General features: G+C 63.1%; 21 protein-coding genes and 1 riboswitch. Of the genes, 19 read left to right on the top strand and 2 right to left on the bottom strand.

Going from position 1 to position 21,024, the window contains the following annotated elements:
- The first annotated feature begins 24 nt into the window (after positions 1 to 24).
- Together METH_RS14960 and METH_RS14955 are read left to right on the top strand one after the other, a co-directional pair.
- On the top strand, positions 25 to 366 hold the full coding sequence (locus METH_RS14960; protein WP_197538803.1) for a hypothetical protein: 342 nt from the start codon (positions 25 to 27) through the stop codon (positions 364 to 366).
- Between the two features lie 65 nt (positions 367 to 431).
- On the top strand, positions 432 to 737 hold the full coding sequence (locus METH_RS14955; RefSeq protein WP_024091318.1) for a hypothetical protein: 306 nt from the start codon (positions 432 to 434) through the stop codon (positions 735 to 737).
- 26 nt (positions 738 to 763) lie between these two features.
- On the opposite strand, the gene METH_RS14950 is transcribed toward METH_RS14955, so the two are convergent.
- Complete coding sequence (locus METH_RS14950; protein WP_024091317.1) at positions 764 to 1,942, bottom strand: MFS transporter; 1,179 nt, start codon at positions 1,940 to 1,942, stop codon at positions 764 to 766.
- 90 nt (positions 1,943 to 2,032) lie between these two features.
- Between METH_RS14950 and METH_RS14945 the strand changes: the two genes are divergently transcribed.
- Positions 2,033 to 3,367: an aminotransferase-like domain-containing protein gene (locus METH_RS14945; RefSeq protein WP_024091316.1), complete on the top strand. Its 1,335-nt coding sequence runs from the start codon at positions 2,033 to 2,035 to the stop codon at positions 3,365 to 3,367.
- A 60-nt stretch (positions 3,368 to 3,427) separates the two neighbouring features.
- Here the strand turns inward: METH_RS14945 and METH_RS14940 are convergent, their stop codons facing one another.
- Positions 3,428 to 4,297, bottom strand: a complete 870-nt coding sequence (locus METH_RS14940) for a glycosyltransferase family protein (RefSeq protein WP_024091315.1) — start codon at positions 4,295 to 4,297, stop codon at positions 3,428 to 3,430.
- 128 nt (positions 4,298 to 4,425) lie between these two features.
- Between METH_RS14940 and miaB the strand changes: the two genes are divergently transcribed.
- From miaB to METH_RS14860, 16 genes are all read left to right on the top strand, one after another.
- Complete coding sequence (gene miaB / locus METH_RS14935) at positions 4,426 to 5,748, top strand: tRNA (N6-isopentenyl adenosine(37)-C2)-methylthiotransferase MiaB (RefSeq protein WP_024091314.1); 1,323 nt, start codon at positions 4,426 to 4,428, stop codon at positions 5,746 to 5,748.
- 279 nt (positions 5,749 to 6,027) lie between these two features.
- Complete coding sequence (locus METH_RS14930) at positions 6,028 to 6,606, top strand: OmpA family protein (RefSeq protein ID WP_024091313.1); 579 nt, start codon at positions 6,028 to 6,030, stop codon at positions 6,604 to 6,606.
- A 12-nt stretch (positions 6,607 to 6,618) separates the two neighbouring features.
- A complete protein-coding gene (locus tag METH_RS14925) occupies positions 6,619 to 6,924 on the top strand; it encodes a hypothetical protein (RefSeq protein ID WP_024091312.1) in 306 nt (101 codons plus the stop codon).
- A 140-nt stretch (positions 6,925 to 7,064) separates the two neighbouring features.
- Positions 7,065 to 8,075 (top strand): PhoH family protein, encoded by a 1,011-nt coding sequence (locus METH_RS14920; RefSeq protein ID WP_024091311.1) that lies wholly within the window; start codon positions 7,065 to 7,067, stop codon positions 8,073 to 8,075.
- An 83-nt stretch (positions 8,076 to 8,158) separates the two neighbouring features.
- Positions 8,159 to 8,671, top strand: a complete 513-nt coding sequence (gene ybeY, locus METH_RS14915) for an rRNA maturation RNase YbeY (RefSeq protein WP_024091310.1) — start codon at positions 8,159 to 8,161, stop codon at positions 8,669 to 8,671.
- A gap of 22 nt (positions 8,672 to 8,693) precedes the next feature.
- The gene (locus METH_RS14910) at positions 8,694 to 9,593 is read left to right on the top strand and encodes a hemolysin family protein (protein ID WP_024091309.1); all 900 of its coding nucleotides are present in this window, start codon (positions 8,694 to 8,696) and stop codon (positions 9,591 to 9,593) included.
- A complete protein-coding gene (gene lnt / locus METH_RS14905) occupies positions 9,590 to 11,089 on the top strand; it encodes an apolipoprotein N-acyltransferase (RefSeq protein WP_044008445.1) in 1,500 nt (499 codons plus the stop codon). The genes METH_RS14910 and lnt overlap by 4 nt, the downstream gene beginning before the upstream one ends.
- A 61-nt stretch (positions 11,090 to 11,150) precedes the next feature.
- Positions 11,151 to 11,199: riboswitch (SAM-SAH riboswitch) on the top strand.
- Between the two features lie 8 nt (positions 11,200 to 11,207).
- The gene (metK, locus tag METH_RS14900) at positions 11,208 to 12,389 is read left to right on the top strand and encodes a methionine adenosyltransferase (RefSeq protein ID WP_024091307.1); all 1,182 of its coding nucleotides are present in this window, start codon (positions 11,208 to 11,210) and stop codon (positions 12,387 to 12,389) included.
- A gap of 270 nt (positions 12,390 to 12,659) precedes the next feature.
- The gene (locus METH_RS14895; RefSeq protein ID WP_024091306.1) at positions 12,660 to 13,316 is read left to right on the top strand and encodes a COG3904 family protein; all 657 of its coding nucleotides are present in this window, start codon (positions 12,660 to 12,662) and stop codon (positions 13,314 to 13,316) included.
- Positions 13,317 to 13,406: 90 nt separating this feature from the next.
- A complete protein-coding gene (gene trmB, locus METH_RS14890) occupies positions 13,407 to 14,183 on the top strand; it encodes a tRNA (guanine(46)-N(7))-methyltransferase TrmB (protein ID WP_024091305.1) in 777 nt (258 codons plus the stop codon).
- Positions 14,184 to 14,283: 100 nt separating this feature from the next.
- Positions 14,284 to 15,630, top strand: a complete 1,347-nt coding sequence (aroA, locus tag METH_RS14885) for a 3-phosphoshikimate 1-carboxyvinyltransferase (RefSeq protein ID WP_024091304.1) — start codon at positions 14,284 to 14,286, stop codon at positions 15,628 to 15,630.
- Positions 15,627 to 16,259: a (d)CMP kinase gene (locus METH_RS14880; protein ID WP_024091303.1), complete on the top strand. Its 633-nt coding sequence runs from the start codon at positions 15,627 to 15,629 to the stop codon at positions 16,257 to 16,259. The genes aroA and METH_RS14880 overlap by 4 nt, the downstream gene beginning before the upstream one ends.
- A 490-nt stretch (positions 16,260 to 16,749) precedes the next feature.
- Entirely contained in the window at positions 16,750 to 17,895 is a 1,146-nt protein-coding gene (locus tag METH_RS14875; protein WP_024091301.1) for an amidohydrolase, read from the top strand.
- A gap of 2 nt (positions 17,896 to 17,897) precedes the next feature.
- Positions 17,898 to 19,088: a diaminopropionate ammonia-lyase gene (locus METH_RS14870; RefSeq protein ID WP_024091300.1), complete on the top strand. Its 1,191-nt coding sequence runs from the start codon at positions 17,898 to 17,900 to the stop codon at positions 19,086 to 19,088.
- Positions 19,081 to 20,247, top strand: a complete 1,167-nt coding sequence (locus METH_RS14865; protein ID WP_024091299.1) for a M24 family metallopeptidase — start codon at positions 19,081 to 19,083, stop codon at positions 20,245 to 20,247. The genes METH_RS14870 and METH_RS14865 overlap by 8 nt, the downstream gene beginning before the upstream one ends.
- Positions 20,248 to 20,260: 13 nt before the next feature.
- A complete protein-coding gene (locus METH_RS14860) occupies positions 20,261 to 21,016 on the top strand; it encodes a maleate cis-trans isomerase family protein (RefSeq protein ID WP_024091298.1) in 756 nt (251 codons plus the stop codon).
- Positions 21,017 to 21,024 lie beyond the last annotated feature (8 nt).

Genomic DNA, 21,024 nt, shown 5'->3' with positions numbered 1-21,024 from the left:
TCTCCCCAGCAGCTGCCCACCCGCGTGACCGCTACCCGGTTGCCGCCGGTCTGGGTATCGCAAGGATCTGAAGGGGCCAGCATCACCAGCACCGGCGGCCGCGAAACTCCGCTGCCGCTCGACGACCATGCCACTGTGCCGATGGACACCATTGCGCTGATCCGCCTGACCCTCCCGGCAGAGGCGCCGGAGCTGTGCGGTCTCATTGATATGCCGGATAGTTCGGAGCCCAATATGCCGTCCAGTGCCTGGCAAAACCTGCTGCCCGAAGTTGACGGCGTTATCTGCTGCACCCATGCCCCCGAGGCAAAACGCAGCCACCGGCCGGCGCGTACCCGTACCGAAATCCATCCTGCTGATGAGTGACGCATGATGCCCAAAGGCCCCCCAGCAGATTGCACACCCGGCCTTACCGGGAACGGAGGCCACCCGTGACGCTGGCCCAGCAGCTGGATGCGCTGCGTCAATCCGCCAAGGGCCGCCGTTTGACCGTCTTTGGCGATCTCGGCGCCAGTATTGTTCTGCACTGCAGCAGCACCGCCCTCGCGGCCAAGGGCGCCTGTCCGTCCGCGGCCAGAATGCCTGCGCCCAAGCCGGAATGCCTGTTTCTGCCGGTCTCACCTCAGAGGCGCATCATCGTGGTTTCTGTCTGCGGCGAACGGCTGCTTTTGAGCCTGCGCGCTGACGCGGCAGATGCGGTGCTCGGTGTGTGGGCGGACCTTTTCCCCGGGTCTTGATCAGGGTCCGCGGTAACCAGGCCGGATCAGACGATACCCAATTCCTGTTCCGTGGCTGAGCGGGCCGGGTGCCGGCCTTTCCTCCAGAACAGGACGATGACCCATGTGGCGGACATCTGGGCAGCGGCAAAGAGGGCCATTGCAGCCAGCAGCCCAAAGGTGTCGGCCAATGCGCCGCTTGCAATGACAGGCAGCGAGAATCCGCAATAGGCATAGACGAAAAGGCCCGCCGTTGCCCGCGCCCTGTCATCAGGTGCGCGCAGTGAAACCTCTGCCAGGGAAGCGAGATAGGTAAAGCCATAGCTTGCCGTGCTGGTGATGCAGGTTCCGGCAAGGACCAGCACCAGTGATGTTTGCCAGACACCGGCCAGGAGCACGAGAAAACCCAGCGGTATCAGCACAAACCCGAGTGCCAGTGCTTGGCCGTTGGACATGCGCCGGGCGACGGGCTGGCAGAGAAACCCCGTGAAGATCGCCAGAAAGATGACAAGCCCGGTCCAGCCTCCAAGCGCATTGGCTGACAGTTGCAACGGCACGACGGCAATGGTCATGCCGGTTGTCGACCAGGCCAGCGCCATTGCCGCGCCGAACACCCAGGTGCCGGACGGAAAGACCGGCAGCCGCAGCAGTGTGACGGGTTTCGGGCAGTCCGCCTTGGGCAGGGCGAAAGCGGCTGCGGCCAGAACCGGAGCGGCTGCAAGCAGTGCCGCGTAGCTGAATGGCAGGAACGTCGGCCCTTGCAGGCTAAGGCTAAGACCCGTTGCCAGAGCGCCGCCGCCGAACCCAAGCGATGTTGCCGATGTCACAATCAAGGCCGCGTTGCGTGCCCGTCCGGCGCCCAGGATTTCGGCCATATACGCATTGCCCGCGGTGGTCGCCAGCCCGGTCCCGATGCCCAGGAAAACCCTTGCTGTGACAAGACTTGTCCAGCTTGGGAACTGCACCAGAACTGCCGTCGCAGCCGCGCCGAGGATCAGGGCCAGCGCTATCGGAATACGCCGCCCGATCCGGTCTGACAGCCCGCCAAGCAGCAACAGCGCCGGCATCAGGCCGCCAGCATAGGCCGCAAAGGCGATTGTGACGGCGGTGGCGCCGGCATTGTTCTGCGCGGCATAGGCTTCATACAACGGCGCCTGAAGATTCACGGCAAACGTGACAGTGAACAGAATGACGGCAAGCAAAGCAGCAGACAGGAAACGGAGCATCGGGCGGACCTCGCAGGTTGACTCGTCTCCGCAATGCCATGAAGTTTCGACGTATGACAATTTTTGGATTGTACTAATGACGGCGAGCGCATGACCAAATCCAGATACACCCGTTTTGCAGACATGCTCTCCAATGCGATCCGGGAGGGCAAATTGGCGCCGGGCTCCAGACTGCCGACGCACCGGGCCTTCGCTGAAAAAACCGGCATAGCGCTGGCGACCGCAACCCGGGTTTACAAGGAACTGGAACGCAGGGGGCTTGTCAGGGGAGAAGCCGGGCGCGGGACTTTTGTGCGCGATCCCGGCGTGCCGATGACACTGGGCGTGCATCAGACCGCGGCCGAGGGGATCACGGATCTGGTCTTCAACATGCCGGGCGGACTCTCGGACGCAGACATTTTGCGGACTGGCTTGCGGCGGCTTGCGGCGGCCGGCGATCTGGATGCGATGCTGCGCTATCAGCCCCACGGCGGCCGCCTTCATGAACGCCGGATCATCGCCGAAAGCCTCGGGCGGTCTCTGGGCCGGATTGACCCCGAGCACCTGCTGGTCGCCTCGGGCAGCCAGCACGGCCTGGCGGTCACCTGTTTGGGGCTGTTTCAGCAGGGGGATGTAATCGCTGCTGACGCTCTTACATACCCAGGGTTTAAATCCGCTGCCGCCCTGAATGGTCTGGAGCTTGCCCCGGTTGGGATGCAGCACGGTGTCATGGACCCGGATGATCTGGATCACCAATGCCGCTTGCGGACCATACGAGCGGTTTATCTGATGCCGACGGTGCAAAGCCCGCTGGGAACCGTCATGGATGAAACAATCCGGCTGCGCATGCTGGATGTTGCCCGGCGGCACAACCTGCTTATCATCGAGGACGCGGCGTATGCGTTTTTGGAACCTGACCCGCCGCCGGGGTTCCTGTCCTTGGCACCGGAGCGGACAGTGCATGTCAGCGGCTTTTCCAAAAGCTTCGCAACCGGATTGCGTCTGGGGTACGTGATCGCGCCTGCAGACCGCACCGCAGCTCTGCTGGAAGCGATCCGTGCGACAACCTGGAACACGCCCGCATTGATTTCCGCATTGGTCACAGGCTGGATCGAAGACGGGACACTGGAAAAATCCGAAGAAATCCGCAGGCGGGATGGCGCTGCGCGTCAATCGGTGTGCCGGGAAGTCTTTGGCGCGTCTAATGTCATTTCGCATCGCAACGCGGGTTTTGCCTGGCTGCCGCTTGAAAAAGGCGCCCGTGCGCAGCCCATCGTGACGCGTTTGAAGGATCAGGGCATCTCGGTGTCCGGCGCAGAGCCTTTTGCAACATCCGCCGCAGCGCCGCAGGCCTTGAGATTGGCGTTTGGCGGTTTGCCGATGGCAGAGCTGCGCGGCACGCTGGAAACGGTGCGCGCCGCGGTTCACGCTGAGCGGGCAGGGTAGGGCAGCCCTGCCGGAATGCGGCCCGCCGGTCTGGTGTTCCTCAGCCGCCGCTGGCTGTGCTCAGAACCACTGTCCCGGCTCCATCAGTCCCAGATCCAGCAGTTGGCGCGAATGCCATTCAAACGGCGCGGAGTTGTGCCACCGGAAGGTTTCAATGTCGAACGTTGAGCCAGGATTGCGTTTCAGCGCCTTGGCGGTGCGGAAAGAACAGACCGCAGCAGTCAGGTTATGATGCCAGGGGCAGGCATAGGTATTGTATTCCTGGTCGTTGAAAGTGTGATCCTGCTGCAGTTTCAGCCCAGGCTTGGCCTTGAACAGTGAAATCCGGTCGATTTTCCGGCTTTTCTCCGGGATATGCTCTTCAAACCGCCAGCGCACTCCGCCGAAAAAGTCCAGCTGCCGCTCGCGCGGATGGCCGGTTCCCGGATCCTCGCGCGACTGGGCGTAGTAACCGGATTTGTCGAGATAGGCCGCCTCCAGCGATACAGCGCCGGGGCAGGCCTCCAGATCGCCGGCATAAAGGTCGATCACATAGCTGAGCACCGCATCACGCCGCTCTTCGGAATGGAAGGTCAGCATTTCACCAACGCTGCGCGTCTCGCAGAACGGGTAGAACAGATACTCCGCATTGTAGCAGTAATAGAGCCAGCATCCGGGCTGCGCGGCGGCGATTACCGCATTGACGGCACCTGTCAGCGCCTCTTCAGGGGCGCAGTCAAACGGCACCCGGTGCACCTTGGCCCGCACATCCTTCGGCAGATCAAAGGCGTTCGGCATCAGGGCCACAACTGCCTTGAAACCGCTTTGCAGGTGATGGCGCAGGGTGGTGGCGATCTCCACCTCATCCTCGATGAAGACCAGTGCCACCGGTCCTTCGGCCAGCAGCGCCTTGCCCTTTTTCAGGAAATCCTGCAGCGAAGAATACATCATGCCCGTCTGCCCTTTGCCTTTCTGGCCTTTGCGGCCAAAATCGGGTAAATCCCGCCTCATTGCAAGCGGCGGCATTTGTCTGTATGGCAGGCCGCTGTTCACCCACCTTGGCTGGAAGGCTGACCCGCATGAGTGCCCCGAAGAAGCTGTTTATCAAGACCTATGGCTGTCAGATGAATGTCTATGACAGCGAACGCATGGCCGAGGCGCTGGGCGGTGAAGGCTATGTCGAGACAAAATCGGCCGATGACGCCGATATGATCTTGCTCAATACCTGCCATATCCGGGAAAAAGCAGCCGAGAAAGTCTATTCCGAACTGGGCCGTTTCAAAGGGCTGAAGGCGGAAAAGCCCGACCTCAAGATCGGCGTCGCCGGCTGTGTCGCCCAGGCCGAGGGCGAGGAGATCATGCGCCGCCAGCCGCTGGTGGATCTGGTGGTCGGCCCGCAAAGCTATCACCGCCTGCCCGAGATGGAAGCCAAAACGCGGGAAGGGGAGAAGGTGCTGGACACCGATTTTCCCGAGGAAGACAAGTTCGAAAAACTGAAGAACCGCCCCAAGGCCAAGCGCGGCCCGACGGCGTTTCTGACCGTGCAGGAAGGCTGCGACAAATTCTGTGCCTTCTGCGTGGTGCCCTATACCCGCGGTGCCGAGGTGTCGCGCCCGGCGGACCGCATTCTGACCGAAGCCCGCGATCTGGTGGAGCGCGGCGTGCGCGAAATCACCCTTCTGGGTCAGAATGTGAACGCCTATCACGGAGCCGGCCCCAATGGCGACCTGACCCTGGCGCAGCTGATCTGGGAACTGGACAAAGTCGACGGGCTGGAGCGTATCCGCTTCACCACCTCGCATCCCAATGACATGCAGGATGACCTGATCGAGGCGCATGGCACCTGCGCCAAGCTGATGCCCTACCTGCATCTGCCGGTGCAGGCGGGATCGGACAAGATCCTGAAGCGGATGAACCGCGCGCACACCGCCGAAAGCTACCTCCGCCTGATTGAGCGCATCCGCGCCGCGCGGCCCGACATCCTGATCTCCGGCGACTTCATTGTCGGCTTTCCGGAAGAGACCGAGGAAGATTTCCAGGCCACCATGGACCTGGTGGAGGAAGTAAAATACGGCACCGCCTATTCCTTCAAATATTCGACCCGCCCCGGCACCCCGGCTGCCGAACGTGCGCAGGTAGACCCGGCCGCGGCCGACGACCGGCTGCAGCGCCTGCAGACTCTGCTCACCAAGCAGCAGCGTGAGGTGCAGGACAGCATGGTTGGCCGCGAGGTTGGCGTTCTGTTTGAAAAGGCGGGCCGTCTTCCCGGGCAGATGGTTGGTAAATCCGACTACCTCCATGCCGTTCATGTCGCTGATTGCAACCGCGCGGCGGGCGACCTGGCCCGGGTGCGCATCATTTCCTCTGGCGCAAATTCACTGGCAGGGGAATTGATCGGCTGAAGCTCCCGCCACAGCGCGAATCTTTCCATCCCCTTCTATGAAGACTGTCGTGCATCCGTTTCTCCGGATTGCGCAGGTGAGTCCCGATTGCATCGGTTTCGGCGACAATTTCCCTTGGGTGCTTTGAGTGTCCCGGGAAATGCGATTAATCTGCGTGGAATAACAATTAATTTAGCAGGTATACTGCATCAATTTCAGATAGTTTGACTCTTATGGCCTGAGCGGTGGGCACATAAGCGGCAAGCGCGCTGGGGGAACTTAGGTGAAGGAAATCTGGTTGTGTTGACTTTCAAATTTAACAAAGCGATTGCGCTGGCCGCCGCTGCTGCGGCCGCGCTCAGCATCGCCGCCGCGCCTGCCAGCGCGCAATCCGGGCAGCGGACCATCAAGGGCGAGCGCTATATTCCCACCATCTGGGTTGATCCGGACGGCTGCGAACATTGGGTGATGGATGACGGGGCCGAGGGTTTCATGACACCGCATGTGACCCCGGATGGCAAGCCGGTCTGCCGCCGCGGCAACATCTGCGGTGTGATGCCGACGGATCAGTTTTTTGCCACGGACAAACACCACATCAATGCAGCAGGCCGCCAGCGCCTAGGGAAATTTTTCCAGCAGGCAATATCCAATGGCGCCCGCGCCTTTGTCGTCGCCGGCCACACCGACAGCCGGGCATCGGATGAATACAATATCCGCCTGTCCCAGCGCCGCGCCCATGCCGTGGCTCAGGCGGGCCGTTCGGTGGGGGCGCGTATCAACGATGTGCGCGCCTACGGTGAACGCGATCCGCGAGTGCCCAACACCAGTGCCGGAAACATGGCGCAAAACCGCCGTGTCGAAATCTATTGCCTGCGCTGAGGAGACAGAAACATGCTGATGCGTAAAACACTTGTGCTCCTTGCCGCTGCTGCCGCCGTTTCGGCTTGCACGGAAACCATTGACAAAACCCGCGACCAGCACGCCGGCGATGGCTCCTCCGGCCATCTGTCGAAGATGACAGCCGGTATCTGGGTGGATCCGCAGGGGTGCGAACATTGGATCATCGACGACGGTCTTGAAGGTTATGCCGACCTGCGCCGCACACCGGACGGCAAGCCGGTCTGCAACAGCAACCTGCCGCGCAATGTCGCCACCGGGCCGTTCAAGAGCGGCTCCACCTTTGCCGACCCGCTGTAGGAAAGACTGACAACCGTGATTGCAGCCGCCCTCCCGGGCGGCTGTTTTGTTTCGGTTGCGTGAATTTCTGCCGCTGGATCTTGCGCAGAATTCACTTCGCAGGCAGACTGAAGCTGTAACCTCTGACTAAGGAGATCAGCTTGGTCATCAGTGCCCTGAATGACTCGCAAGACCAGTCCGCAACCCACGAAGTGCTGCTGGAATTTCCCGACAACCGATTGCTGATCGACCTGTGCGGCGAATATGACCGTAACCTGGCTGACATAGAACAGAAGCTGGGTGTGCAGATCGTCCGCCGCGGCAACCAGCTGTCCGTGATGGGGGAGGATTCCGCGCGGGAACAGGCGGCAGGTGTGCTGACGGCGCTGTATGACCGCCTGGAAACCGGGCGTAGCGTCGAAACCGGCGATATCGACCGCGAACTGCGGATGAACCCCGAAGCCGAGAGCGCCGAACCCGACGGCCAGTTGCAGATGTTCCGCGGCGGCCGGGTGGAAATCAAGACCCGCAAGAAGCTGGTGGAGCCGCGCACCGAGGCCCAGAAAGCCTATGTGCATTCGTTGTTCGAAAACGAACTGGCCTTCGGCATCGGCCCGGCCGGCACCGGCAAGACCTATCTTGCGGTTGCTGTGGGCGTTTCCATGTTCATCACTGGCCATGTCGACCGCATCATCCTGTCCCGCCCGGCGGTGGAAGCGGGCGAAAAGCTCGGATACCTGCCGGGAGATATGAAGGATAAAGTCGATCCTTATATGCAGCCTTTGTACGACGCTCTGAACGACTTCCTGCCGGAAAAACAGGCAGCCAAGCTGATCGAGGAAAAACGCATCGAAATCGCGCCGCTTGCCTTCATGCGCGGACGCACCCTGTCCAATGCCTTTGTGGTGCTGGATGAGGCGCAGAACGCGACCACCATGCAGATGAAGATGTTCCTGACCCGTCTGGGCGAAGGCTCGCGTATGGTGATCACCGGCGACCGCACCCAGATCGACCTGCCGCGCGGGGTGCCGTCCGGCCTGGCCGATGCCGAACGGCTGCTGAAATCGATCCCCAAGATCAGCTTCAATTACTTCACCGCCCGCGACGTGGTCCGCCACCCGCTTGTGGCGGCGATCATCGAGGCTTATGACGCGGATGCAAAACCGGCCTGAGGCCTGAAGCCGCCGCGCTCTTTTCATCTATCCGGAAATACTCCGGGGGTGCGGGGGCCGGCCCCCGCATTGACAGGCAATACATGACGCTCGACATCAGCATCGAAGACAGCCGCTGGCATCAGGCCGGACTTGAACCGTTGGCGGCTGAGGCCGTCACTGCGGTATTGACCCATTTCACACTGGATCCGGCAGACTGCGAGATTTCCCTGCTCGGTTGCGGTGACGCCCGCATCGCGGAGCTGAACGCCGAGTTCCGGGAAAAGGCCAAGCCGACCAATGTGCTCAGCTGGCCAGCCGAGGATCTGGCCGCGGAGGAGGATGGCGGCGCCCCGGCGCTGCCCGAGGCTGATTTCACAGGAGAGATCCCGCTCGGCGACATCGCCATATCATATGAGACCTGCGCCCGCGAGGCGCAGGCGGCGGGCAAACCGCTGGGCGATCACACCCGCCATTTGATTGTTCACGGAATGTTGCATCTTTTCGGGTATGATCACATTCGTGAGCGCGATGCCGCACTGATGGAAGAGATTGAGGTGCTGCTACTTGGCAAAATGGGTGTCGCGAACCCATATATGAGTGAGGACGCCTCATAATCGAGGCATTTGGATAGGATCAATGGGCGACATAGAAGGCAGTTCTAACGCGGCGCAGGGCGCGCTGCAGAACATAAATGGCACGGCAGCGGAAGCGCCGGCCGCCGGGAAAACCGGGTTCTGGGCACGGCTTTTCGGCGCATTAAGCGCGGAACCGCTGCCCGAAGAAGACAGTGGCCGCGAACAGCCCGCTGCCGGGACAGAACCGCGCGGCATGATGAACCTGCGCCGGCTGCGGGTTGAGGATGTTGCGATCCCCTCTGCGGAAATCGCTGCGGTGCCGGTCTCGATCGCCAAGAAAGACCTTGTTGGCATTTTCCGCGAAAGCGGCTTTACACGGATCCCGGTATATGAGGGCACGCTGGACACGCCGCTGGGCTTTGTCCACCTCAAGGATTTCTCCCTGAACCATGGCTTCAACGGCGGCACGTCGGATTTCGAACTGTCCCAAATGCTGCGCCCGCTGCTGTTTGTGCCGCCGTCGATGCCGATCGGCGTGCTGCTGACCAAGATGCAGGCCGAGCGCCGCCATATGGCGCTGGTGATCGACGAATACGGCGGCGTCGACGGGCTTGTCACCATCGAGGATCTGATCGAGCAGGTTGTCGGCGAGATCGAGGATGAGCACGACGCGGATGAACTGCAGACCTGGTTCGAGGAAAAACCGGGATGCTACATCGCGCTTGCCCGTACGCCGCTGCCGGAGTTCGAAACCGAGATCGGCCAGTCTCTGACCAGCCACGATGACGTTGACGAGGAGGAGATCGAGACCCTGGGCGGGCTGGTCTTCATGCTCTCGGGCCGGGTGCCTGCCCGCGGCGAGGTGATCGAGCACCCCGAAGGCGCCGAATTTGAAGTGATGGATGCCGACCCACGGCGGATCAAGCGGTTGCGGGTCCGGCTGCCGGACGCCGCCGCATGATGACAGCCGGGCTGCGGCTGGCGGTGCGGCAGCTCCGGCCGGCCCGGGCCGGGCTGGCCTTCGGCGGCGGTGCGCTGGCCTCTTTGGCCCTTGCCCCCTGGAGCTTTTGGATCGGCCTGCCTCTTGCCTTGGGGGCCGCAGGCTGGCTGGCGCTGCAGGCTGCCACGGCGCGGACGGCGATGCTGGCCGGCTGGCTGTTTGGGCTGGGGTATTTTGCCTTTGGCCTGTCCTGGATCCTTGAACCTTTTCAGATCGACCCGGAACGCCATGCCTGGATGGCGCCCTTTGCGCTGATCTTTCTGGCGGGGGGGCTTGCGTTGTTTTGGGGGGCTGCCTTTGGACTGGCCGTTCGGTTCAGCACCGGCGTCTGGAGGATCCCTATGCTGGCGGCCGCCTGGTCCTTGGCGGAACTTGGCCGCGCCTATCTGCTGACCGGCTTTCCCTGGGCCGCTTTCGGCCAGTTCTGGATTGACACGCCTGCTGTAAATCTGTTGCCCTGGACCGGGCCGCAGGGGCTGGCGCTGCTAACGCTTGCGGCCTTCTTGCCGCTGGCATTGCTGCGGCAGGCCCCGGCTGCAGCCTTGGCGCCGTTGGGTCTGGCGGCAGCCGCCGTCTTTGCCGTTCCCGCACCGCCGCAGGCAAATTCAACAGGCAAGACCGTGCGAATCGTTCAGCCCAACGCACCGCAGGGTTTGAAGTGGCACCCGGATCACCGCTGGGAATTTGTCCGCCGCGCTGTTGCTTTTTCCGCCGGAACCCCGCGCCCGGACCTGATTGTCTGGCCGGAAACCGCGGTGCCGCAGCTGCTCAATTATGCGGATGACACCCTGCGGATCATTTCCGAAAACGCGGCCGGGGTTCCGGTGCTTCTGGGCATCCAGCGGGAAGAGGCGGGCGCCTTTTACAATTCTGCAGTGCTGCTGGACGCGGATGGCCAGCCCGCCGCCGCCTATGACAAGGCGCACCTGGTGCCGTTCGGGGAATATGTGCCGTTTGGCGACGTCATGGCCAGGTTCGGGATCTATGGCTTCGCATCGCGGGCTGGTGCGGGTTATGCCGCCGGGCCGGGGCCCCAGGTAATGGATCTTCCTATCGGCAGCGCCTTGCCGCTGATCTGCTATGAGGCTGTTTTTCCACAGGATGTGAGCGCCGCAGACACCCGCCCGGACGTGCTGGTGCAACTCACCAATGATGCTTGGTTCGGCACCCGCTCCGGCCCCTACCAGCATCTGGTGCAGGCGCGGATGCGGGCGCTGGAACAAGGGCTGCCGATGATCCGCGCCGCAAACACCGGGGTTTCGGCGATGATTGCGCCGGACGGGGCGATGCTGGACAGCCTGCCATTGGGGCAAGCAGGCTATATCGACGCCGAACTGCCCGCACCGCTGCCGCCGACGCTCTACAGCCGCACCGGCGACTGGCCGGTGTTCCTGCTGTGCCTGTTCAGCGCATTGGCCGGATTCTTTTGCTCCCGCACCCTTGCTCCGCAGTCATAGCGGGTTAACTCTAAACGAATATTGATTGACCCGCGCGGATGAGCCGCGTACTGCGGCCTGATACCTGCCACAACGGCTTCCTGGCGTGGCGGGCTGAACCCAATGGAGCACTCTTTTCATGACCCGTATGAACTACACTTTCACTTCGGAATCGGTTTCCGAAGGCCACCCGGACAAGGTCTGCGACCGCATTTCCGATGCGGTGCTGGACGCGTTCCTGGCGGAGGAGCCCGAAGCACGCGTGGCAGCTGAGACTTTCGCCACCACCAACCGTGTTGTCATCGGGGGCGAGGTTGGCCTGTCCGATCAGGACAAGCTGCACGACTACATGGGCAAGATCGACGAGATCACCCGTGCCTGCATCAAGGACATCGGCTACGAGCAGGACAAGTTCCACCACGAAACCGTGGAGGTGACCAACCTGCTGCACGAGCAGTCCGCGCATATCGCCCAGGGCGTGGATGCGTCCGGTGACAAGGACGAAGGTGCCGGCGATCAGGGCATCATGTTCGGTTTTGCCACCAATGAAACCGATGCGCTGATGCCTGCGCCGATCCAGTATTCCCACGCGATCCTGCGCCGTCTGGCGGAAGTGCGCAAAAACGGCACTGAGCCCGCGCTGGGCCCGGATGCCAAGTCGCAGCTGTCCGTGGTCTATGAGGGCGGCAAGCCGGTCGGCGTCAGCTCGCTGGTGCTGTCGACCCAGCATCTGGACGAAAGCCTGACCTCGGCCGACATCCGTGCGCTGGTGGAACCCTACATCCGTGAAACCCTGCCCGAAGGCTGGCTGACGGACGCCACCGTATGGCATGTGAACCCGACCGGCAAGTTTGTGATCGGCGGCCCGGACGGCGACGCAGGCCTGACCGGCCGCAAGATCATCGTGGATACCTACGGCGGTGCGGCCCCGCATGGCGGCGGTGCGTTTTCCGGCAAGGATCCGACCAAGGTGGACCGTTCGGCAGCCTATGCCGCGCGCTATCTGGCCAAAAACGTGGTCGCTGCGGGCATGGCGGAGAAATGCACCATTCAGCTGTCTTATGCCATCGGCGTGTCCAAGCCGCTGTCGATCTATGCCGACACGCACGGCACCGGTGAAGTGGATGCCGCAGCGATTGAGAAGGCGATCGATCAGGTGATGGATCTGACCCCGCGCGGCATCCGTTCGCATCTGGGCCTGAACAAGCCGATTTACCAGCGCACCGCTGCTTATGGGCATTTCGGCCGCGACCCGGAAGCGGACGGCGGCTTCAGCTGGGAACGCACCGACCTCGCTGAGGCGCTGAAGAAAGCGGTCTGAAACCGGACTGACCGAAACAGGAGAGCGGGCCGCGAGGTCCGCTCTTTTTTCGTTTGGGAGATGTTCCCGCCCGCTTCGGCGCATTCAGGGACTGTGCCGCATCCGTTGTGCCCGGCGCCGCGTTGCAGCGCGGCGGACCGGTCAGCAATGCTGACCGGATGTTTCGCGCGCGAAACATTGTGGCAGAATGGCTGACCTTTTTGAGGCTGGAAGACACAGGCGGGCTGCACCATATAGCAAGGCAGTGTGTTTCCAGCTGGCGGGTTCGTGATGTTGCGCGTGATAACTGTATTTTCCTGTCTGGTTCTGGCGTCAGCTGCGGCCGCCAAAGAAGCCTTGCCGCAAAAGTTCAGCCTGCAAGGCAGGACGCTGGTTTATGACACGGAACGGGAAGCGGATGACGACCTGGCGGAAATCACCGAGCAGGATATCGGGCGCCTGCAGGAGATCCTGAAGAAAAACCCGGAAATCTCAGAACTGCAGCTCAACAGCATCGGCGGCAGTGTTTTTGCCGGGGAAGAAATTGCCGGGCTGGTGCTGGAATACGGGCTGGACACCTCGGTTGACGGGGCGTGTATCAGCGCCTGTGTCGATGTTTTTCTGGCAGGCAGCCGGAGGCGGATGACAATCGGGTCCAAAATCGGCTTTCACCAGCGCAGCTGGTCGGCGGCAGAGGTTCATAAATACTACCGGAGCGAGCGGAAAGCGCAGCGCTGGGCGACGCCTTTTGAGTTCGGCTCGTGGATCTATGTGGATACGCAGCGGGAGATTTTTGACCATCTCAGCTATATGGTGGCGCGCGGCGTTGATCCTGGCTTTGCGATCGAGACACTGCGGACGGATCCCGACGGGGAATGGTATCCCAGCCGTCTGCGGTTGATTGCAGCGGGGGTTTTACGGGAGGTTCTGCCGGGCCGGCGCCCCTAGCCGGCTTGACACCGGCTTGACCTGGGGCGCTGCTTGCGGCAGAGGAGCGGCCAGCCTTTCAAAAGACGCCCTGAACAGGAGCCCAGACGCATGTCCGGCGACCAAAAGCCCCGCGACGACCAGCCCAAGGATGCCCGGCCTGCAGCCGCCAATGCGGCCGATAAACACGCCAGCGGCGCGCCTTGGCGCAACTTCTATGGCCGCTTCAAAGGCAAGACCTTGAAGGACAGCCAGAAACGCTACCTGAACGAGGATCTGGCGAGCCTCAGCCCCGGCGCCGTGGACTGGGATGTGAACCCGGATCGCACGCCGCTTGACCTTGATGCGCTGTTCGGCGGCAGGGATGTCTGGCTTGAAATCGGCTTTGGCGGCGGCGAGCATCTGGTGCATCAGGCCGCAAGCAACCCGGATGCAGGGATCATCGGTGCCGAGCCTTTTATCAACGGCGTGGCAATGCTGCTGGGCAAGATCCGCAAAGCCGGTGCCGATAACATTGCGGTGCATCCCGGTGACGCGCGTGATCTGATGGATGTGCTGCCCGAGGCCTCGATTTCGCGCGCCTTCCTGCTGTATCCCGACCCCTGGCCCAAGGCCCGCCATCACCGCCGGCGCTTTGTGACGCAAGAGCATCTGGAGCCGCTGGCCCGCTGCCTGAAGCCGGGCGCGGTCTTCCGGGTGGCCACCGATATTCCCGACTATGTGCGCCAAACCCTGGAGGAGGTGCCGAAAGCCGGCTTCGAATGGCTGGCAGAAGGGCCGGCTGACTGGCGGAAGTCCTGGGATGACTGGATTTCCACCCGCTATGAGCAAAAAGCCCTGCGCGAAGGCCGCACGCCGCATTACCTGACCTTCCGCCGCCTGGGCTGAGGGGGCGGGCGGGCGGCGGCCAAAGGCTCTGGACCGTCCAGCACCAATCCGATACCGATAGCGCCAACGTAAGTAAGCAGCGACAGACGAAGGAAGCCCTATGTCCGGACACGGCACGCCCATCCCGATGACCTCCCACCGTGCTGACCCGCTCAAGGGGGTGGCAGAGGTGCCCGGCGACAAGTCGATCTCGCACCGCTCGCTGATCCTGGGCGCATTGTCGGTGGGCGAGACGAAAATCTCTGGCCTGCTGGAGGGCGAGGACGTTCTGGACACGGCCAAGGCGATGCAGGCCTTTGGCGCCGAGGTGGTGAACCACGGCGGCGGCAACTGGTCGGTGTTTGGTGTCGGCGTCGGCGGTTTTGCCGAGCCGGGCAACGTGATCGACTGCGGCAATTCCGGCACCGGGGTGCGGCTGATCATGGGGGTGATGGCAACCTCGCCCATCACTGCCACCTTCACCGGCGATGCCTCGCTGAACAAGCGGCCGATGGCGCGGGTCACTGATCCGCTGGCGCTGTTCGGCACCCAGTCCGTGGGCCGCTCCGGCGGGCGGCTGCCGATGACCATTGTCGGCGCCGCTGATCCGGTGCCGGTGCGTTACGAGGTGCCGGTGCCCTCGGCCCAGGTGAAGTCGGCGGTGCTGTTTGCCGGCCTCAACGCGCCGGGCAAGACCGTGGTGATCGAAAAAGAAGCCACCCGCGACCATACCGAGCGGATGCTGGCGGGCTTCGGCGCCGAGATCACCACCGAGGATACCGAAGAGGGCCGCGTCATCACCCTGACCGGCCGTCCCGAGTTGAAGCCGCAGGTTATCGCGGTGCCGCGCGATCCGTCCTCGGCTGCATTTCCGGTCTGCGCCGCGCTGATCACGCCTGGCTCTGACGTGCTGGTGCCGAACATCGGGCTGAACCCGACCCGGGCGGGCCTTTACTATACCCTGCAGGACATGGGCGCGGATCTGACGTTTGAGAACATGCGCGAGGAGGGCGGCGAGCCGGTCGCAGATCTGCGTGCGAAATACTCGCCGGACATGAAGGGCATCGAAGTGCCGCCAGCGCGCGCCGCTTCGATGATCGACGAGTATCCGGTGCTGTCGGTGGTTGCTTCCTTTGCGGAAGGCAAGACCATGATGGCCGGGGTCAAGGAACTGCGGGTCAAGGAAAGCGACCGGATCGATGCGATGGCCAAGGGCCTGCGCGCCAATGGCGTGACGGTTGAAGAAGGCGAAGACTGGTGGGAGGTCACCGGTCTGGGTATCGATGGCGTGCCGGGCGGCGGCATTTGCGAAAGCGTGCTGGACCACCGCATTGCCATGTCCTTCATGGTGATGGGCATGGGCGCGCAGAACGCGGTTTCGGTCGATGACGGCGGCCCGATTGCCACCTCCTTCCCGATCTTTGAGAGCCTGATGGGCAATCTGGGTGCCAAGCTGGAGCGCACATGAGCGAAAGTTACACCATAGCCGTGGACGGGCCGGCTGCTGCCGGCAAGGGCACGCTGTCCAAGGCGCTGGCGGCCCATTACGGTTTCGGCCATCTGGACACCGGGCTGCTGTACCGCGCCGTCGGGGCAAAAATGCTGGATGGCGCGGCGCCGGTCGAGGCGGCGCAGAACCTGTCTCCCGAGGATCTGGCGCGCGATGACCTGCGCGGGCCGGAGGTGGCGCAGGCGGCCTCCAAGGTGGCTGTGATCGCCGACGTCCGCGCAGCACTGGTGGATTTTCAGCGGGCCTTTGCCCGCCGGGCCGGCGGTGCGGTTCTGGACGGGCGCGATATCGGCACTGTGATCTGCCCGTATGCGCAGGTGAAGTTTTTTGTCACTGCCAGCGCCGAAGTCCGCGCCCGGCGGCGGTTTCTGGAACTGGCCGCGGCCGGCAAGGTGATTACGCTGGACGAGGTTCTGGGCGATGTAAAGGCCCGGGATGAGCGCGACATGAACCGCGCCGAGGCGCCGCTCCGCCCGGCGCCGGATGCCATCCTGATCGACACCAGCGATCTGAGCATCGAGGAGGCCCTGGCCAAGGCCATTGAGGTCATCGAAGCCCGCCGCGAGGCTGGCGAAACGCTGGCGTAAACATATCAACGAACCAAAAACACCCGCAGCTGACGCATCAGCCGCGGCTGCAAGGGTAATGCGCGATCAGAGCGCGCTGACGGCTGTGTGCGAGATCCGGCCCGATTGGCGGTCCGCGGTTTTGCGGTCCCCGCTGCATCTTTCAGGAAGGCTGCGCGGGTTGCGGCGTTCAGGAACAGAAACCGCCGTGCAGCGGCCGTTCACGCCGGCCTGGTCATCTGCGCATGAAGCCTGACGCGGCGGCGCAGCAGACTGTGGGCATGTATCTGCGAGGACGCGCCCAATGGCCCAAAGTATCCGGAGCTGCCGGTGGCGTGGCAGGGCTGGGCCAGACCGTCAAATCGGCCTATGCGGCCCGCACGCTGACAGGTACGAATTTCAGCCCGTACCCCGGTCACGGCAATAAATTTCGTCACAGCGGAGCGGGAAATATACGCGCCAAGTCTCATTTTGCAGAATAAGGTCGCTGCAATCAGCTTGGGGAACGCATATGACCAGCTTTCAGGACCGCCTGACCGCGCTGCGCCGGGACTTCCACCGGCATCCGGAACTTGGCTTTCAGGAGGACCGGACCAAGGCCAAGGTGGCACAGCATCTGCGCGGCCTCGGGCTGGAGGTGCATGAAGGGGCTGGTGTTGTCGGCTTGCTGCGGGCCGGCAGCGGAAACCGGGCCATCGGGCTGCGGGCCGATATGGACGCGCTGCCGATAACCGAAATCTCCACCCATGATTATGGTTCTGTAACGCCCGGAAAAATGCATGCCTGCGGCCATGACGGCCATATGACGATGCTTCTGGGCGCCGCCGAACGGCTGGTGCAGGAGCAGGGGTTTGACGGCACTGTTGTGTTCATCTTCCAGCCCAATGAAGAACACGGGCTGGGTGCGCAGGCAATGATTGCTGAAGGCGTTCTGGAGCGGTTTCCGATTGAGGAGGTTTATGCCATCCACAATTTGCCGGGGGCGCCGGCCGGGCAAGTCTCGACCCGTGCAGGCCAGATCTGCAGCAGCGAGAGCCTGTTTGAAATCGCAATCAAAGGGCGGGGCGGCCATGCCTCGATGCCGCAGGCCGGGGTCGACGCGATCACTGTCGGGGCCGGGATGGTGCTGGCATTGCAGACCATCGTCTCGCGCAAGCTGGCGCCGGGCGCGGGCGCGGTGGTGTCGGTCACAGAATTCCTGACCGACGGCCAGCGTAATGTGCTGCCGGGCCATGCGGTGCTGAAGGGCGACGTGCGCGCACGCATGCCTGCGGACCGCGCGGCGATTGAACGCTTCATGCGCCAGATTGCTGCCGGTGTTGCTGCCACCCATGCGGTGGAAGTTGAGATGAGCTTCAACACCGAATTTTCCGAGACCATCAACGCGGCAGGCCCGGCCGAGGCTGCCTGCCGTGCAGGCGAGGCCGCGGGTTGCGAGGTGATCCGCGACCGCCCGCCGATGAGCTTCTCTGAGGATTTTGCCCATTTCGCCAACGCCGTGCCCGGCTGCTTTCTGCTGCTGGGCAATGGCGAGGACGGGCCGCACGGCAAGCCGCTGCATGCGGCGGACTATGATTTCAACGACGCTCTGCTGCCCGTCGGCGCGGAGTTCTGGGTGCAGCTGGTGCGTGACCGGCTGCCAGAGGGAAAGGACTGACGATGCTTGAACAATTTGCAGTTACCCTGCGCCACACGGCAGGGAACCCAAAGTCCGGCGACGCCGCTTATACCGTTTTGTCCGAACAGGATTTCTCCGGCGCCTGTGCGGAAATCACCGCTTGGGAGGGCTATGAAGGGACGCCGTTGGTGTCCCTGCCGGGCTTGGCTGAAAAAATCGGCGTGGGCCGGATTGACTACAAACACGAAGGGCCGCGGTTCGGGCTGGGCAGCTTCAAGGCGCTGGGAGGGTCATACGCCGCGCTGCGGGTGCTGCAGCGCGAGCTGAGCCGCCGGCTGGGTAAGGACGTCAGCCTGGAAGAGATCCGCAAGGGCGCTCACAAGGACGCCTGCGCCGGCATCACCCTGGTTTCGGCCACTGATGGCAATCATGGCCGCTCTCTGGCTTGGGGGTGCCAGCGGTTCGGCGCGCCGTGCCGGATCTATATCCATGCCGAGGTCAGCGAAGGACGGGCCGTCGCCATGCGCGACTTGGGCGCCGAGGTGATCCGGATCGCGGGCGATTATGACGACTCGGTGCTGCTGGCCAAGAAGGAGGCAGAGGAAAACGGCTGGTTCGTGGTCTCTGACACCTCCTGGGAGGGCTACACCGAGCCGCCGCGCGACGTGATGGCAGGCTACAGCGTGATGACGCGCGAAGTCTGCGAGACGCTGGAGCAGGCGCCGACCCATGTGTTCCTGCAGGGGGGTGTCGGCGGGCTGGCGGCCTCGGTCGCCGCGGCACTGCGCCAGTTTTATACTGTGCAGGCACCGCGGGTTGTGATTGTCGAACCCGAACTGGCCGCCTGCCTGTTTGACAGTGCCCGCAACGGCAAGGCGACCAATTTCGCAATTCAGGAAGAGACCATCATGGCGGGGCTCTCCTGCGGAGAACCCTCTGAAATGGCGTGGGAAATCCTGACCGAAGAAGCCACGGACTTTTTGACCATCCCCGACAGCATAGTCGCCCCTGCAGTGCGGCTGCTGGCCAATGCTGAAACCGGCGATCCGGCGGTTGAGGCCGGCGAAAGCGCAGTGGCGGGGCTGGCTGCCTTGATCGCGGCGTGCCAGTCTGCCGGGATCAAGGAGACGCTGGGACTGGATGAAAACTCGCGCGTGCTGCTGATTGGTTCCGAAGGTGTCACCGACCCGGCGATCTATGCCGCGATCATGGCAGGAAAAGACAATGTCTAAGGCGCCGGTGCGCGGCTTTCCGGAGGCGGAGTTTGCCGCGCGGACCCAAAAGGCGCAGACGCTCATGGCACAGCAGGGGCTGGATGGGCTCCTGCTGCTGACCGAGCCGGACGTGCGCTATTTCAGCGGTTTTCACACGCTGTTCTGGCAAAGCCCGACCCGGCCCTGGTTCCTGTTTGTGCCGCCTGCGGGCAAGCCCGTTGCGATCATTCCGGAAATCGGCGCCGACCTGATGCGCCGCACCTGGATCGGGGATATCCGCACCTGGAGCGCGCCTGCGCCGGAGGACGACGGCATCAGCCTGCTGACAGAGTTGCTGTCGCCGATTGCCGGGCGCGGCGGCACTGTCGGTATCATGAAAGGCCATGAAACCGCGCTGCGGATGCCATTGGGCGACTTTGAGCGACTCATCGGCGGCCTGCCGGGACTGAACATCGCGGATGCAACGCTGCTGGTGCGCAGCCTGCGGATGGTGAAGTCTGCGGCGGAGATCGAAAAGCTGTCGCATATCTGCGGCATCGGCTCGCGCACCTTTGCGCAGGTGCCGCAGTTCGCCCATGAGGGGCAGCCGTTTGAGGATCTGTTCCGCGCCTTCCGCCGCGAAGCACTGACGCAGGGCGCAGACGACGTGCCCTATCTGGTCGGCGGAGCCGAACAGGGCGGCTACAGCGACGTGATTTCCCCGCCGACCGGCCGGCCGCTGCAGGCGGGTGACATCGTGATGCTGGATACCGGGTCGACCTGGGACGGCTATTTCTGCGATTTCGACCGCAACTTTGCCATCGGCCGCGCCGATGATCTGTCGCGCCGGGCTTATGATGTGCTGTGGCGGGCGACCGAGGCCGGGATTGCTGCTGCCAGACCTGGCGCCACCTGCCGGGATTTGTTCCAGGCCATGCAATCCGTGATTGCGGAAATGGACGGTCAGGGCGGCGATGTCGGCCGGCTGGGCCACGGGCTGGGGATGCAGCTGACCGAATGGCCCTCGCACGCGGCTTTTGACGGGACGGTGATCGAGGAGAACATGGTGCTGACGCTGGAACCCTCGCTGGGCTATGGTGACGGCAAAATCATGGTGCATGAGGAAAACATCGTGGTGCGGGCGGATGGTGCAGACCTGCTGACAACCCGCGCCGCGCCTGAACTGCCGGTGATCTGAAGGAGGATCCGCGATGAAGCTCCCTTATGACACGGACGCCGGCATCGGCACTCGCGCCACGCTGGGTGTGATCGTGCTGGAAACCGATGAGACGCTGGAGCCGGAATTCTCCCGGATGATGGCGCAGGAAGGGGTGGCGCTTTATCACAGCCGCATTCCGATGGTGCCGGAGATCCGTCCGGAGACTTTGGCACAGATGCAGGCGGACCTGCCGGCCTCGGCGCGGCTGTTTCCGTCCTCGCTGGACTTTGATGTGATCGGATACGGCTGCACCTCGGCCTCCACCGTGATCGGCTCGGCCAAGGTTGCCGGGGCGGTGCAGACAGTCCTGCCCAAGGCCAAGGTGACCGACCCGCTGGCGGCAATCATCGCGGCGGGCCGGGCGCTGGGCGCCTCCCGGCTGGGGTTTGTCACGCCTTACCTGCCAGAAGTTTCTGTGCAGATGCGGGCCAATCTGGAAGAGGCGGGGTTTGCAATTGCAGGCTTCGGCTCGTTTGAGGAAGTGGACGACCGGGTTGTGGCGCGGATCACCGAGGCGGCAATTTCGGAGGCCGCCAGGCAGGTGGCAAAAGCGGGCGATAGCGATGCCCTTGTGATTTCCTGCACCAATCTGCGCTGCCTGCGGGTCATTCCGGAGATTGAGGCACAGACCGGGGTGCCCGTTGTCTCCAGCAACCAGGCCCTGGCCTGGCACATGCTGCGCCTTGCCGGTGTCACAGAGCGTCAGCCGCAGTTCGGCAGGTTGTTCACACGGGGGCTGGCGCCCTGAAAGATACA

This window comes from Leisingera methylohalidivorans DSM 14336 (genome assembly GCF_000511355.1).
Lineage (GTDB): Bacteria > Pseudomonadota > Alphaproteobacteria > Rhodobacterales > Rhodobacteraceae > Leisingera > Leisingera methylohalidivorans.
This window is presented reverse-complemented; position numbering and strand designations above follow the sequence as displayed.

What these genes read in the sequence shown, in the direction of transcription:
- METH_RS14950 (WP_024091317.1), bottom strand. Translation starts at nt 1,942, where the DNA reads ATGCTCCGTTTCCTGTCTGCTGCTTTGCTTGCCGTCATTCTGTTCACT.
- METH_RS14945 (WP_024091316.1), top strand. Translation starts at nt 2,033, where the DNA reads ATGACCAAATCCAGATACACCCGTTTTGCAGACATGCTCTCCAATGCG.
- METH_RS14940 (WP_024091315.1), bottom strand. Translation starts at nt 4,297, where the DNA reads ATGATGTATTCTTCGCTGCAGGATTTCCTGAAAAAGGGCAAGGCGCTG.
- miaB (WP_024091314.1), top strand. Translation starts at nt 4,426, where the DNA reads ATGAGTGCCCCGAAGAAGCTGTTTATCAAGACCTATGGCTGTCAGATG.
- METH_RS14925 (WP_024091312.1), top strand. Translation starts at nt 6,619, where the DNA reads ATGCTGATGCGTAAAACACTTGTGCTCCTTGCCGCTGCTGCCGCCGTT.
- ybeY (WP_024091310.1), top strand. Translation starts at nt 8,159, where the DNA reads ATGACGCTCGACATCAGCATCGAAGACAGCCGCTGGCATCAGGCCGGA.
- METH_RS14910 (WP_024091309.1), top strand. Translation starts at nt 8,694, where the DNA reads ATGGGCGACATAGAAGGCAGTTCTAACGCGGCGCAGGGCGCGCTGCAG.
- lnt (WP_044008445.1), top strand. Translation starts at nt 9,590, where the DNA reads ATGATGACAGCCGGGCTGCGGCTGGCGGTGCGGCAGCTCCGGCCGGCC.
- metK (WP_024091307.1), top strand. Translation starts at nt 11,208, where the DNA reads ATGACCCGTATGAACTACACTTTCACTTCGGAATCGGTTTCCGAAGGC.
- METH_RS14895 (WP_024091306.1), top strand. Translation starts at nt 12,660, where the DNA reads ATGTTGCGCGTGATAACTGTATTTTCCTGTCTGGTTCTGGCGTCAGCT.
- trmB (WP_024091305.1), top strand. Translation starts at nt 13,407, where the DNA reads ATGTCCGGCGACCAAAAGCCCCGCGACGACCAGCCCAAGGATGCCCGG.
- aroA (WP_024091304.1), top strand. Translation starts at nt 14,284, where the DNA reads ATGTCCGGACACGGCACGCCCATCCCGATGACCTCCCACCGTGCTGAC.
- METH_RS14880 (WP_024091303.1), top strand. Translation starts at nt 15,627, where the DNA reads ATGAGCGAAAGTTACACCATAGCCGTGGACGGGCCGGCTGCTGCCGGC.
- METH_RS14875 (WP_024091301.1), top strand. Translation starts at nt 16,750, where the DNA reads ATGACCAGCTTTCAGGACCGCCTGACCGCGCTGCGCCGGGACTTCCAC.
- METH_RS14870 (WP_024091300.1), top strand. Translation starts at nt 17,898, where the DNA reads ATGCTTGAACAATTTGCAGTTACCCTGCGCCACACGGCAGGGAACCCA.
- METH_RS14865 (WP_024091299.1), top strand. Translation starts at nt 19,081, where the DNA reads ATGTCTAAGGCGCCGGTGCGCGGCTTTCCGGAGGCGGAGTTTGCCGCG.
- METH_RS14860 (WP_024091298.1), top strand. Translation starts at nt 20,261, where the DNA reads ATGAAGCTCCCTTATGACACGGACGCCGGCATCGGCACTCGCGCCACG.